Genomic DNA, 12,726 nt, shown 5'->3' with positions numbered 1-12,726 from the left:
CCTGTTGCGCCCGGCGAGCCGACGCGGGTTCGGCCTGATCCTCCATCACTTCCTGTCGGCGCCGCCGTCTACGATCCTGGTCGGCGCGACACGATCACGGGGATGGGGACCTTCTTGAGCACCGATTCGACAGCGGCGCGACCGACGCGGGCCTTCGGCCACCGCCTCGTACCGCAGGACGTCTTCCCGGGCATGGAGAGCGGCGAGGAGGGCATCCGCGCGCGGCTGACGGACCTGCGGGAGCAGTTGACGCGAGTGGCCGGGCGGTTGAGCGGACACAGCGGCACCGTGGCCCTGACGCACCGCGAGGACGCCCTCGATCTGGACGGAGTGGGGCGCGAGCTCGCCCTCCTGGCGGACGCGCGGTCGCTCGACAAGCACCTCTCCCGCGTGCACGCGGATCTACGGGACGGCCTGGGCGACCTTCTCCGGCTCGACCTCGCGTCGGCACGTCAGCACGACGCGGCCGCCGACCTGCGCCGGCGGGTGCTGGGATTCGCCTTCGAACGATCGCTGCACTGGGTCCTGGTCGACGACTACCAGGAGACGCTCGACTACGCCTCCTCGCCTCTGCTGCGCGTGGCGGGCGGGCGTTTCTTCCAGGCCACGAGGGAGTTCGTCTCGCTCTACCTCGCACACACGACCGCCGTCCGGTCTCTCCACCGCGAGCTCCAGGACCGCTGCGAGGCCTTGCAGGCGTTCACGCACGAGGCCCTGGAGGGGCATGCCCTGAAGCCGCCCGCGGGGATGGATCTCGACGAGGTCGACACCCTGCACCACACGGAGTTCGAGCAGCTCGTCGCCGCGCTCCTGGACCGCGACGGCTACCGGATCGTGCGTTCGGGCGGCGGCGCCGGGGACATGGGCGCCGACGTCCTGGCGAAGGACGAGTTCGACCGGTACATCATGGTGCAGTGCAAGCACTTCCGGGACGGCAACGGCTCGGTGGGGCAGCCGGTCGCGCAGCACCTCTACGGCGGGGCCGTGGCGGTGCACCCCTCGACGCTGGCGGTCGTCGTCACGAACGGCCGGATCACGGGAGGGGCGAAGGTGTGGGCCAAGGAGGCGGAGCGGGTACGGCTCGTCGACCGCGACGGCCTGCGTCTGTGGGCCGAGGACGGCGTACCGCTGACCGAGGTGATCGCGCCGGACGGGGCACGTTCCTGACCCGACCGGTGCGCCGTCGGCCCCCACCGCCCGGGAGAACGGCGGGTGCAAGACCCGCACCCGCCGTTCCGCTCACTTCGCCGGGTTGTTGGGGCGCAGCGTCCACAGGACGGTCATCTCGCCGGTCACGGCGCCGTCCTCACGGGTGATGTCGATCCGTACCGGGAACTCCGGCCGCTGTCCGGCGTCGAGTTCGGCGACGACCTCCGCCGCGGGGCGGCCCAGGGTCGCGGTGGCCGTGACGACGCCCATGGCCAGCTTCTTGTAGCCGATCTCGGCGCTGACGGCGAGCGGGACGGCGCGGTTCAGCTGGTCGCCGAAGGCGGCGAGCACGATCGCGCCGCTGGCGGACTCGGCCAGGGTGAACATCGCTCCGGCGTGCGGGCCGCCGACGTGGTTGTGGTAGGCGGGCTGGTCCGGCAGGCGCACGACGGCGCGCTCGGCGGTGGTCTCCAGGAACTCCAGGTTGAGGGTTCCGGCCATGGGGACCGTGGCGGCGAGCATCTCGCCGACGGTCATCTGGTCTGCGCTCATGGCCGTGATGTTACCCACCGGTAGCAGCCTTGGCCATCCCTCTCGTGGCCCTGCCGCCGCCACACCTCTATCGTTACTGGCCATGTGGCCAGGACAGCAGCCGCCCGGGGGCGAGCAGAACCCGCAGGACCAGAGTCAGAACCCCTACCAGCAGTCGGGGTACCAGCAGCCGAACCCGTACCAGCAGCAGCCGGCCCAGCCCGGTTATCCGCAGCAGCCGGCGCAGCCCGGTTATCCCCAACAGCCCGCGCAGCCGGGCTATCCGCAGCAGGAGTACGGGCAGCAGGGGCAGCAGGGCTACCCCCAGCAGCCCGGATACGGGCAGCCGAACCCGTACCAGCAGCCGACCGTTCCGCAGTACGCGGTACCGGGACAGGGTCCGGGGCAGCCCGGGATGCCCGGCGGCCCCGGCGGCGGCAAGAAGAAGACGACCCTCGTGGCGATCGTCGCCGCGACCGCCGTCGTCGTCGCGGCCGGCGTCACCGGATTCCTGGTGCTCGGCAAGGACGACGACACGAAGCCGACCACCGACGGCAAGAAGCCGTCCGTGGCGGCGCCGACGCCGCCGTCCGGCACGCCGTCCGAGGCCGCCGAGCCCTCCTCGCCGCCGATCGACAACCCTCGTGACGGCGCCGCCCAGCAGCCGACGATCCCCGGCTGGAAGGTCGTCCACAACCCCAAGTACGGCACCCTGTTCGACGTACCGCCCGAGTGGCAGGTGCTGAAGCCGGGGATGATCACGTACTTCGACGACGAGAAGAAGAACGACGGCACTCCGCTCGTCACGATGTCCAGCCCCGCCCGTTTCAAGGGCAACTGGTGCGCCTACGACACCGACAAGAACGGCACCCAGGAGACCTGGGGCCTGAGCACGGCGGGCACCAAGGGCGGCCAGGGCGCCAAGAACACGGCGGACGCCGCGCGCGGCGAGGCCGGCACCTGGGTGTGGGGCGGCTACGCGCAGCACATGGACAAGAAGACGATCAAGATCACCAAGGCCGTGCCGTACACGACGGCGTCCGGGCTCACCGGCAGCATGGCCACGGCCACGGCGCCGGGCGTCAAGAAGCGCAACAAGTGCGAGTCGGACGGCAAGTCGATCGCCTTCACCTTCAAGAACGCCAAGGGCGACTTCTCGACCTGGGTGCTCTACGGGGCCGACGGCGTCAAGGACGAGCTGCCGGACGCCACCATCAAGAAGATCCTCTCCACGGTCAGGCTCACCACCCCGTCCTGACGACGCCGTTCGCCGTCCGGATATCGGTTTGGCAGGAGGGGGAGGCGACAGGGATAGTCCCGGAGTGACGAATCCCGCCGCCTCCCCCGGCCGTACTCCCTTGGCGTCCCGCCGCCCCGAGTGGGCGGGCCGCAACTACGTCCTGCTCACCGCCGCCACCGTCGTGACCAACCTCGGCGCGCACGGCGCGCTGATCGCCACCACGTGGGCGGTCTTCGAGAGCGGGGGCAGCGCGGGCGACGTGGGACTCGTCGCGATGGCACGTTTCCTGCCGCTCGTCCTCTTCCTGCTCATCGGCGGCGCGGTGGCCGACCGCATACCCCGCCACCGTGTGATGGTCGCGGCCAACGCCCTCAACTGCGTCTCGCAGGCCGTCTTCGCCGTCCTCGTGCTCTCGGGCGGGGCGCAGATCTGGCAGATGATGCTGCTCACCGCGCTCTGCGGCACCGGGCAGGCCTTCTTCAACCCGGCGGCCGAGGGCATGCTGCTGACCAGCGTCACCGGGGAGCAGGCCGGCAAGGCGTTCGCCGTCTACCGGATGGCCATGCACGGCGCCGGAATCGGCGGCGCCGCCCTGGGCGGCGCGCTCGTCGCCTTCGTCGGGCCCGGCTGGGTCCTCGCGATCGACGCGCTCGCCTTCGCCGTGGCGGGCGGGCTGCGCGCCTTCCTCGACCTGAGCGACACCCCCGAGCGGGCGCCGAGCGGCGGGCTCTTCGCCGATCTGCGCGAGGGCTGGCAGGAGTTCGTCGGCCGGCCGTGGCTGTGGTCGATCGTCGCCCAGTTCTCGGTGGTCGTGGGCCTGATCGGCGCGGTCGAGGCGGTGTTCGGACCGCTCGTCGCCCGGGACGAGCTGGGCGGCGCCCGTCCATGGGGCATCGCGCTCGCCGCGTACGGGGTGGGGACCCTCGCGGGCGCCGTCCTGATGACCCGGTGGAAGCCGCGCAGGCTGCTGTTCGTCGGCACGCTCTGCGTCTTCCCGATCGCACTGCCCTCGGCGGCGCTCGCCGTCCCGCTGGACGCGGTGGGGCTCACTCTCGCCATGTTCGTCAGCGGCGCGGCGATCGAGGTCTTCGGCGTCTCGTGGATGACCGCCCTGCACCAGGAGATCCCGGAGGAGAAGCTCTCCCGGGTATCCGCCTACGACTGGTTCGGCTCCACGGCCCTCCTGCCGCTCTCCACGGCGCTGGCGGGCCCGGCCGAGAGCGCGTTCGGCCGGAGCGAGGCCCTGTGGGGCGCGGCGGCGCTGATGGTGCTCGTCACGGCACTGGTCCTGCTGGTGCCGGACGTACGGAACCTGACCCGGCGTCCGTACGCGAAGGAGGTCGCGGGTACGAGCCCGGAGACCGCGACGGCGGCGGAGACCGCAATGGCGGCGGAGACAGCGGCGGCGGAGACCGCGGCGGCCACGAAGACAGCGGCGGCCGTCGTCTCAGCCGATGCCGAAGGCGCCCTCCGGCGGAACGGGTGACGGTACGGCACCGGAGTCCAGGACCGGCTCCGCGTTCCCGGTGAACCGGTCGAGCGTCGCCCCGTGCTCCACGCGCGCGGGGAAGGCGTCCGCGGCGGCCCGCCGGGCGAGGTGGGCGATGTCGATCTCCCGGCCGGAGGCGACCAGGACCGCGTTCCCGAAGCGGCGGCCGCGCAGCACGGCCGGTTCGGCGACCAGGGCCAGTTCGGGGAAGACGGCGGCGAAGGTCGCGAGCTGGGAGCGGAGGAAGGCGAAGGGCGCGCCGTCGGCCAGGTTGGCGGCGTAGAGGCCGCCGGGCCGCAGGACGCGCCGGACCTCCCGGGCGTACTCGACGGAGGTGAGGTGCGCGGGCACCCGCGAGCCGCCGAAGACGTCGCCGACGATCAGATCGGCCGAGTCGTCCGGCGCCGCCTCCAGCCACCGCCGCGCGTCGGCGCCGTGCACGGTGACGCCCGAGCCCTCGGGCAGCGGCAGGTGCTCGGCGACGAGGGCGAGCAGCTCCCGGTCCGCCTCCACGACGTCCTGGCGCGAGCCGGGCCGGGTGACGGTGACGTACCGGGGAAGCGAGAGCGCCCCGCCGCCCAGGTGGAGGACGTCCAGCGGTTCGCCCTCGTCCGCGGCGCCGTCGACGACATGGGCCAGCCGACGCGCGTACTCGAACTCCAGGTACGCCGGATCGTCCAGGTCGACGTACGACTGGGGTGCGCCGTCGACCGTCAGGAGCCACGCCTGCTCCCGGTCCACGTCGGGCATGAGGCGCGCGGTGCCCTGGTCGACCTCGCGGATGACGGGGATGTGCTCGTTCACGCTCTCATTGTGCCGGTGCCGCCGGTGCCGCCGGTGCGGGCCCCTACGGGCTTGTACGGGGCCGTCAGCCGAGGTTCTTGAGGGCCTCGCGGACGGAGAGCGGGGAGAGCAGGGAGCGGTTCCCGGCCACGAAGGCGCGCACCTCGCCAGGAGCGGTCTTGCCGTACTCGCGCAGGCTCCAGCCGATCGCCTTGCGGACGAAGAAGTCGGGGTGGGCCGCACGGCGCAGACAGTAGGCGAAGAGGCGGTCGGCGTCGGTCGCGTCCTTGAAGCGGAGCTGGTGGAGGAGCGCGGTGCGGGCCACCCACAGGTCCTCGTCCTCGATCCACTCGTCCATGCGGGCCGCGAGGGCCGGGTCGGCCGCGACGAGGCCGCCGACGACATGGGCCGCGAGGTGGTCGACGGTGTCCCACCAGGAGACGGTGGTGACGAGCCGGCGGGCGACGGGCAGGAAGCCGGAGGAGCAGCGCTTCACATGGCGGCGGAGGTAGTCGACGGCGAAGTAGTGGTACTCGCGCTCGGGCAGGGCGAAGCAGCGCAGGGCGATCGCGGTGCAGTCGTCCTCCTCGGGGCGCGGGGTGCCGTCGAGGACGGTGCGGGACAGGGCGCGGCGCTCGGGGGTCCGTACGCCGAGGAAGGGGGCGGCGCCCTTCATGTACGCGACCATCTCCTGCGCCCGGAAGGGGTTGCCCGCGGCGGGGTAGACGGTGGTGAGCCGGTCCAGGACGGTGTCGGCGAGGGCGCTGCCGGGGACGTCGGCCATGGAGCCCTCCCTGTCACCTGTCACCTGTCACCTGTCACGGCACGGTCCGGGCTCCGGCCCGGACGGACATGACGCGCGTTACGGCGATCATACGGACCCGTCCGCTACTCTCCCCGAATGCTCGCTCCCGTGCCCCGGCCGCCGGGCTCCCTCGCCGTCCGCTGCTCCCGGGCCCTGCTCTCGCCCCGTTCGCGGCTCTCGGTGCTCGCCCTGCTGCTGCTCTGCGCGGCGGGGCTCGTGCTGCTGTACGAGCCCCAGCGGCTGCTCTCCTCGGGCTGGCCGCGGCAGACGAGCGGCGCGGGCGCGGTCCTGCTCTTCGGCCTCGCGTACGGCGTGTGCACGGCGGCCTTCGTGCCGCGCCCGGTGCTCAACCTGGCGGCGGGGGCGCTGTTCGGCTCCGTGGCCGGTCTGACGGCGGCGGTGGCGGGGACGGTGCTCGGCGCCGGGATCGCCTTCACCCTCGGCCGGGTGCTGGGACAGGACGCGCTGCGGCCGTTCGTACGGGGCCGCTGGCTGATGGCGGCGGACGGGCAGCTGAGCCGGCACGGCTTCCGCTCGATGCTGGCGATCCGGCTCTTCCCGGGCGTCCCGTTCGCGGCGGCCAACTACTGCGCGGCGGTCTCCCGGATGGGGTACGTGCCGTTCCTCCTGGCGACGGCGATCGGCACCGTGCCGAACACGGCGGCGTACGTGATCGCGGGCGCCCAGGCCGGTTCGCCCGGGTCGCCGGCCTTCCTCTTCTCCGCGGGGTTCATCGTCCTGTCGGGTCTCGGCGCGGCAGTGGTGGCCTGGCGCAAGCGCCACGGCCTGCGGGCCCCGGCCACGCCCCTGGACGCGACCACCACGGCTCCCGCCCGGGAGCGAAAGCCGGTCGGTACGGCCCCGTAGCTCGGTGCGGCCCGTAGTTTCGGTGCGGCCGTAGCTCGGTGCGGCCCGTCGTTCGGTGCGCTTCGCGTACCGGGCAGAACGACCGCCCCGTCGTCCTGGAACACGACTGCGGCGAGGTCCTCATCCCCCGGCTCATCTGCGCCCACTGCGGCGACGAGGCCGACCGACGGAGTCCGCGCGCGCACGTCCGGGCGCCGGGATGGACGGCCGCGGGCCCTCGCGAGGCCTGATCACGGGACCATCACGGACCTGATCCCGGGCTCGTCACTTAGGGACGGTACGCTGCGCTCGACCTTCTGACCGCACACGTACATAACGGGACGGCCCTAGCCCCATGAGTTGGTTCGAATCGTTCATCCTCGGACTCGTACAGGGGCTGACGGAGTTCCTTCCCATCTCCTCCAGCGCGCACCTGCGGCTGACCGCGGCCTTCGCCGGCTGGCACGACCCGGGCGCGGCCTTCACCGCGATCACGCAGATCGGCACGGAGACGGCCGTCCTGATCTACTTCCGCAAGGACATCGCGCGGATCGTCTCGGCCTGGTTCCGCTCCCTCACCGACAAGTCGATGCGCTCCGACCACGACGCCCAGATGGGCTGGCTGGTCATCGTCGGCTCGATCCCGATCGGCGTCCTCGGCATCACGCTCAAGGACCAGATCGAGGGCCCCTTCCGTGACCTGCGCCTGATCGCGACCACCCTGATCGTCATGGGCATCGTCCTCGGTGTCGCGGACCGGCTGGCCGCGCGGGACGAGGCGGGCGGCCGCCACCGGGTCGTCCGCGACCGCAAGACGCTCAAGGACCTCGGCGTGAGGGACGGCCTGATCTTCGGCATCTGCCAGGCGATGGCGCTGATCCCGGGCGTCTCCCGCTCGGGCGCGACGATCTCCGGCGGTCTGCTCATGGGCTACACCCGTGAGTCCGCCGCCCGCTACTCCTTCCTCCTCGCGATCCCGGCGGTCCTCGCCTCGGGCGCGTACGAGCTGAAGGACGCGGGCGAGGGGCACGTCTCCTGGGGCCCGACGATCTTCGCCACGATCATCGCGTTCTTCGTCGGTTACGCGGTGATCGCCTGGTTCATGAAGTTCATCACCACCAAGAGCTTCATGCCCTTCGTGATCTACCGCATCCTGCTGGGCATCCTGCTGTTCATCCTGGTCGGCACGGACGTCCTCAGCCCGCACGCGGGCGAGTCCGCGGGCTGACGGGGCCTCCGCACCGAGGCACTATCCAGCGCGTTCCGGCGCTTTCCTGCACGGCTCTCACTTGGGAGACGGGGAGATACGCAGCCGGACGTGCGCACCCGCGAAGTCGGGGGCAGCCAAAGGGCCCGCACAGCATCAGCTGTGCGGGCCCTTCTGCGCGGGCGACCGGGTCCGGGTCAGTCCAGGCCGAGGCGGAGTCACACGATGACGTCGCTCAGCTGAGCCCGCCATCGTTTTCCGACACTCGAACACGACCGGCCCGTGTCCGGATCGATCAGGATTCGAGAAGCGCGGTTCACGGAGCCGCCTCTAGCCTGCTCACCATGGACATCACCATTCACACGACTTCTCTTCCGCACGACGATCCGGACGCGTCGCTCGCCTTCTACCGCGACGTACTCGGCTTCGAGGTCCGCAGCGATGTCGGGCAGGGCAGGATGCGCTGGATCACGGTCGGCCCGGCCGGTCAGCCGGGCACGTCGATCCTTCTGGCACCGCCTGCCGCCGATCCCGGCGTCACCGAGGACGAGCGCCACACCATCACCGAGATGATGGCGAAGGGCACCTACGGCTGGATCCTGCTGGCCACCCCGGACCTCGACGCCACGTTCGAGAAGGTGCAGGCCGGTGACACTGAGGTCGTCCAGGAGCCGACCGAGCACCCGTACGGCGTCCGCGACTGCGCGTTCCGCGACCCCGCGGGCAACCTGGTCCGCATCCAGGAGCTGCGCTGAGCTGTGCGGGTATCGATTCGGCCGTGCGGGCCGACATCGCGACCACCCATAAGGAACGCAGCGGCGCACCGGAGCGGAAGTGCCTGCCGTGCCGGTCGGCCTCCGGGTCCCCGTTGAACCGGACATGAACCCGGGCTCCGTCCCGCTGCTGTCCGGCAGTTGCTCGACCGGCGGCTGGTCGAGTCCGGCGGGCCGGCCCACACCACCGAGCGTCCGGGGTGCCTGCCGAGGCGGGCACCCGGACGCTCGAAGACGTCGATGGAGAGGGAAGATGAAAGACGAAGGGGAGAGTTCTCATGTGTACGCCTGAGTGGCGGCGTGCGCGCGTGCAGGCGCAGCGTCTGGCTGACCTCGCGCGGCTGCGCCGCGTCCGCGACCGGATCGACAGGGAATACGCGCAGCCGCTGAACGTGGAGGCGCTCGCCCATGATGTGAACATGTCCGCCGGGCACCTGAGTCGGCAGTTCCGTGCCGCCTACGGTGAGTCGCCGTACTCGTACCTGATGACGCGTCGCATCGAGCGGGCGACGGCGCTGTTGCGGCGGGGCGACCTCAGCGTCACCGAGGTCTGCTTCGCGGTCGGCTGCGCGTCGCTGGGCACGTTCACCACCCGCTTCACCGAGCTGGTCGGCATGCCGCCCGGGGCCTTCCGGCGCCAGGCGGCGGATGCGGCGGCCGACCATGCCGATGCTGCGGGTACGGCCCACGATGCGGGGTCGGCGATCAAGGTGGAGGGGATGCCGGCGTGCGTGGCGAAGCAGGTCTCCAGACCGGTCAGGAATCGAGAAGCCCCGGCCGCCGCGCAGCCCCTAGCGTGATGGTCATGGCAACCACCGCTTCCACCACAGCCAACACGTCCCTCGCGTCCGTCACCCTTGAGGTGGCCGACCTCGAGGCGGCTCGCCGCTTCTACAGCGCCTTCGGCGTGGACACGTACGTACGCCTGCGGGCGTCCGAGGCGCACTCCACCGGATTCCGCGGCTTCACCCTGGCGCTCACGGTGGCCGGGCCGGCCACCGTCGACAGCTTCGTCGGCTCCGCCGTGGACGCCGGCGCCACGGTGCTGAAGCCCGCCGCGAAGTCGCTGTGGGGCTACGGCGGCGTCGTCCAGGCCCCGGACGGGACGATCTGGAAGGTCGCGACCTCGGCGAGGAAGGACACCGGCCCCGCCACCCGCGAGATCGACGAGGTCGTCCTGCTCATCGGCGTCGAGGACGTGAAGGCCACCAAGCAGTTCTACGTCGGCCGGGGCCTGACCGTGGCCAAGAGCTTCGGTGGCAAGTACGCCGAGTTCGCTCCCGGCCAGTACAGCCCTGTCAAGCTGGCGCTGTACAAGCGCCGTGCCCTGGCCAAGGACCTCGGCGTCCCCGCCGACGGCACCGGCTCGCACCGCATCGTCCTCGGCAGCGCCGCCGACGCCTTCACCGACCCGGACGGATTCGCCTGGGAGGCCGCCGCGTCGCTCACCCCCACGCTGTCCTGACTCCCGCCCCTGTCATGCCGGTTGACCGGCGAACACGCACCGATGTGACAGCCGCGCCCTGGCCCGGGATGTCCGGCACGTCTACCTCCCCAGTGCAACCGGATCCGCAGCGAGTCGGCAGAACAACAGGAGAAAGATCATGAAGTCTTGGGCCCACGTCGAGCCACCCGAACCCATGCGGGGCCTGGAAGTTCCGCCCGAGGTGGTAGCAGCGCTCGGCGGGGGCGCGCGGCCGCCGGTGACGATCACGGTCAACGGGCATTCCTGGAAGAGCCGGGTCGCCATCATGCGAAGCCGCCACCTGCTCGGCCTCAGCAACGCCAACCGCCAGTCCGCGGGTGTCGCGATCGGCGAGGAGGTCGAGGTCGAGCTGGAGCTCGACACCGAGCCGCGCGTCGTCGTCGAGCCTCCGGACTTCGCCCGAGCCCTGGACGACGACCCGGTCGCCCGCGCCGCCTACGACAGGCCCTAGCCGCAAGCACGAGCATGTGCGCGCCATCGAGAGCGCGAAGAGGCCCGAGACGCGCCGACGGCGTATCGAGAAGGCCATCGCCACCCTCCGGGGCTGACTCCAGAAAGCAAAGACTCCGGCGGCGTTGCGAACGCCGTGCGGAGGCCTGCCCCTGCCCGATTCCTCCTGAAGGAACAAGCATGTCGAAGCGACTCATGACCGGCCTGTACTGGTTCCTGGCCTTCGAGTTCGCGCTGGGCGCCGTGACCAAGTACTGGCCAGGCGACACGATATTCAGCGCGGCGTACTCCGCGAAGTTCGTCGATTGGGGATACCCGTCCTGGACGCGCTTCGTGGTCGGTGCCCTGGAAGGTGCAGCCGCCGTCCTGCTGGTGATCCCCGATAGGCGAACACGCTTCCTGGGTGCCACGACGCTGATGTTCGTGCTCACCGGCGCGGTCACCACCCACATCGTCAACCACGACCCGGCGGTGGAGAGCTGGGCCGCGCCGACCCACCTTCTCATCATGGGTGTCCTCGCCCTGGCCAATTGGCCTGCCGGCTGGCGCGACCTCCTGCGGGCTCCTACCGCGCCCACAGCCCGAACACCACGTCCATCCCAGAAATGAATGCGGCGGCGCCCGTCCACGTACGTCGCGCTGCACGGGGCTGTCGCCAGGTGACGGCGAAGCCCGGGCGGCTCTGTGGTTCCCTGCGTGTCGATACAGTCCGGTGGCGACAGGGAATCCCGACCGACTGAATCCGAACATGTGACCGAATTTCTCCCCGGCCTTCCGCGCCTGCGCGTACGGGAGCCCGCGGGCTGACGCTCAGCCCTGGTAAGGCACCCTGGCGATCTCCTTGATGCCGCCCAGCGTGCCCCACTCGTTCTTGCCGAGCCGGGTCAGCGGGCGCATCAGCGCCATCTCGGGATGGCCGTCGACCATGACCGACTCGTCGACCGCGGCGTGCACCACCCGGCCGAAGACGACCGTCGAGTCACCGATCCGCACCGTGCTGTGCAGCTCGCACTCGAGCGCCACCGGTGACTGCGCCACCCGCGGCGGCTTCACACACAGGCTCTGCTCCCGCTCGACGCCGCAGGCGTCGAACTCGCTCACCCCGTGCGGGAAGTCGGTCGCCGTGGCGTTGATCTGCTCGAAGAGCCCTTCGGGGGCGAGGTTGACCACGAACTGCCCCGTCTCCTCCACGTTCCGCAGCGAGTCCTTGCGTCCCACCGACGTGAACTGCACGACCGGCGGCGTGACCGAGGCGATGGTGAAGAAGGAGTGCGGGGCGAGGTTGTCCGTCCCGTCGGCCGAGATCGTGGAGACCCAGGCGATCGGCCGGGGCACGACAGTGGCGGTGAGCAACCGGTAGAAGGTCGTCCGGTCGGTCAGTTCGGGATCCATGTGCACGCGCATGCACGCCAGTATGACGGCGCCCCGGAAGTCGCTGCCCGCACGCCCCTTGGCGCCGGGACCCCGCTGCCCGAGACTGAACCGATGACGCAGCGCGTGGACCTCGCGACCGTGATGGACCGGCTCGCCATCGACGACCTCATCACCGGCTACGCGGCGGCCGTGGACGACGCCGACTGGACCGGCTACCGGGCCCTGTTCACCCGGGACGGCCGGGCCGACTACCGCGGCTCGGGCGGGATCGAGGGCCCGGCGGCCGAGGTCGCCGACTGGCTCGCCGAGACCATGACCCTCTTCCCCGTACGCCAGCACCTCATCGTGAACCGGCGGGTCCTCTTCCGTGAGGCGGGCGGCTACCAGGAGTCCGGGGACGGCGCGGACGTCCGCGCCGACTACGTGAACCCGATGCGCTTCACCACCGGCGAGGACTTCATCTGCGGCGGCCGCTACGCCTTCGCGGCGCTGCGCACCGCCGACGGCTGGCGGATCTCCTCGGTCGTCGTCGACGAACGGTGGCGCCGCCACTGACCCGGCGGTCCGCGCGGGGGGAGACACTGAAGGCGAGG

16 protein-coding genes are annotated in these 12,726 nt (G+C 71.3%); 12 read left to right on the top strand and 4 right to left on the bottom strand.

Features of this window, described 5'->3' with window-relative positions; all coding sequences use genetic code 11:
• Nucleotides 1–102 precede the first annotated feature (102 nt).
• Complete coding sequence (locus tag ACFWWU_RS06430; protein WP_384139777.1) at nucleotides 103–1,167, top strand: restriction endonuclease; 1,065 nt, start codon at nucleotides 103–105, stop codon at nucleotides 1,165–1,167.
• Between the two features lie 72 nt (nucleotides 1,168–1,239).
• Here ACFWWU_RS06430 and ACFWWU_RS06425 read toward each other — a convergent pair whose 3' ends face one another.
• Complete coding sequence (locus ACFWWU_RS06425) at nucleotides 1,240–1,686, bottom strand: DUF4442 domain-containing protein (protein ID WP_384140628.1); 447 nt, start codon at nucleotides 1,684–1,686, stop codon at nucleotides 1,240–1,242.
• Between the two features lie 97 nt (nucleotides 1,687–1,783).
• Between ACFWWU_RS06425 and ACFWWU_RS06420 the strand changes: the two genes are divergently transcribed.
• Together ACFWWU_RS06420 and ACFWWU_RS06415 are read left to right on the top strand one after the other, a co-directional pair.
• Entirely contained in the window at nucleotides 1,784–2,938 is a 1,155-nt protein-coding gene (locus ACFWWU_RS06420; protein WP_384139774.1) for a hypothetical protein, read from the top strand.
• Nucleotides 2,939–3,002: 64 nt separating this feature from the next.
• Complete coding sequence (locus ACFWWU_RS06415) at nucleotides 3,003–4,406, top strand: MFS transporter (protein WP_384139771.1); 1,404 nt, start codon at nucleotides 3,003–3,005, stop codon at nucleotides 4,404–4,406.
• On the opposite strand, the gene ACFWWU_RS06410 is transcribed toward ACFWWU_RS06415, so the two are convergent.
• Both ACFWWU_RS06410 and ACFWWU_RS06405 read right to left on the bottom strand, forming a co-directional pair.
• Nucleotides 4,368–5,213 (bottom strand): spermidine synthase, encoded by an 846-nt coding sequence (locus ACFWWU_RS06410; RefSeq protein ID WP_384139768.1) that lies wholly within the window; start codon nucleotides 5,211–5,213, stop codon nucleotides 4,368–4,370. The two genes, ACFWWU_RS06415 and ACFWWU_RS06410, sit on opposite strands and share 39 nt — an antisense overlap.
• Nucleotides 5,214–5,277: 64 nt before the next feature.
• Entirely contained in the window at nucleotides 5,278–5,976 is a 699-nt protein-coding gene (locus ACFWWU_RS06405) for a DNA alkylation repair protein (protein WP_384139766.1), read from the bottom strand.
• Nucleotides 5,977–6,093: 117 nt separating this feature from the next.
• Here ACFWWU_RS06405 and ACFWWU_RS06400 point away from each other — a divergent pair, with 117 nt between their 5' ends.
• The 8 genes from ACFWWU_RS06400 (at nucleotide 6,094) to ACFWWU_RS06365 (ending at nucleotide 11,368) form a co-directional block, all read left to right on the top strand.
• Nucleotides 6,094–6,864, top strand: a complete 771-nt coding sequence (locus ACFWWU_RS06400) for a TVP38/TMEM64 family protein (protein ID WP_384139763.1) — start codon at nucleotides 6,094–6,096, stop codon at nucleotides 6,862–6,864.
• Between the two features lie 334 nt (nucleotides 6,865–7,198).
• Nucleotides 7,199–8,071, top strand: a complete 873-nt coding sequence (locus ACFWWU_RS06395) for an undecaprenyl-diphosphate phosphatase (RefSeq protein ID WP_384139761.1) — start codon at nucleotides 7,199–7,201, stop codon at nucleotides 8,069–8,071.
• Between the two features lie 323 nt (nucleotides 8,072–8,394).
• Nucleotides 8,395–8,805 (top strand): VOC family protein, encoded by a 411-nt coding sequence (locus tag ACFWWU_RS06390; RefSeq protein ID WP_384139758.1) that lies wholly within the window; start codon nucleotides 8,395–8,397, stop codon nucleotides 8,803–8,805.
• A 296-nt stretch (nucleotides 8,806–9,101) separates the two neighbouring features.
• Nucleotides 9,102–9,623 (top strand): helix-turn-helix transcriptional regulator, encoded by a 522-nt coding sequence (locus ACFWWU_RS06385; protein ID WP_384139755.1) that lies wholly within the window; start codon nucleotides 9,102–9,104, stop codon nucleotides 9,621–9,623.
• Nucleotides 9,624–9,628: 5 nt separating this feature from the next.
• Entirely contained in the window at nucleotides 9,629–10,288 is a 660-nt protein-coding gene (locus ACFWWU_RS06380; RefSeq protein ID WP_384139752.1) for a glyoxalase, read from the top strand.
• A gap of 139 nt (nucleotides 10,289–10,427) precedes the next feature.
• Nucleotides 10,428–10,760 carry a DUF1905 domain-containing protein gene (locus ACFWWU_RS06375; RefSeq protein WP_384139749.1) on the top strand — a complete coding sequence of 111 codons (333 nt, stop codon included), beginning with the start codon at nucleotides 10,428–10,430 and terminating at the stop codon, nucleotides 10,758–10,760.
• A 16-nt stretch (nucleotides 10,761–10,776) separates the two neighbouring features.
• Complete coding sequence (locus ACFWWU_RS06370; RefSeq protein WP_384140625.1) at nucleotides 10,777–10,857, top strand: YdeI/OmpD-associated family protein; 81 nt, start codon at nucleotides 10,777–10,779, stop codon at nucleotides 10,855–10,857.
• An 82-nt stretch (nucleotides 10,858–10,939) separates the two neighbouring features.
• Nucleotides 10,940–11,368 carry a DoxX family protein gene (locus ACFWWU_RS06365; protein ID WP_384139746.1) on the top strand — a complete coding sequence of 143 codons (429 nt, stop codon included), beginning with the start codon at nucleotides 10,940–10,942 and terminating at the stop codon, nucleotides 11,366–11,368.
• A 201-nt stretch (nucleotides 11,369–11,569) separates the two neighbouring features.
• Here ACFWWU_RS06365 and ACFWWU_RS06360 read toward each other — a convergent pair whose 3' ends face one another.
• A complete protein-coding gene (locus tag ACFWWU_RS06360; RefSeq protein ID WP_384139743.1) occupies nucleotides 11,570–12,163 on the bottom strand; it encodes a flavin reductase family protein in 594 nt (197 codons plus the stop codon).
• Nucleotides 12,164–12,244: 81 nt separating this feature from the next.
• On the opposite strand from ACFWWU_RS06360, the gene ACFWWU_RS06355 reads away from it, so the two are divergent.
• Nucleotides 12,245–12,688, top strand: coding sequence for a nuclear transport factor 2 family protein (locus ACFWWU_RS06355; protein ID WP_384139740.1), 444 nt, complete (start codon nucleotides 12,245–12,247; stop codon nucleotides 12,686–12,688).
• The last annotated feature ends 38 nt before the right edge of the window (nucleotides 12,689–12,726 follow it).

Source organism: Streptomyces sp. NPDC058650, from assembly GCF_042717315.1.
GTDB lineage: Bacteria > Actinomycetota > Actinomycetes > Streptomycetales > Streptomycetaceae > Streptomyces.
This window is presented reverse-complemented; position numbering and strand designations above follow the sequence as displayed.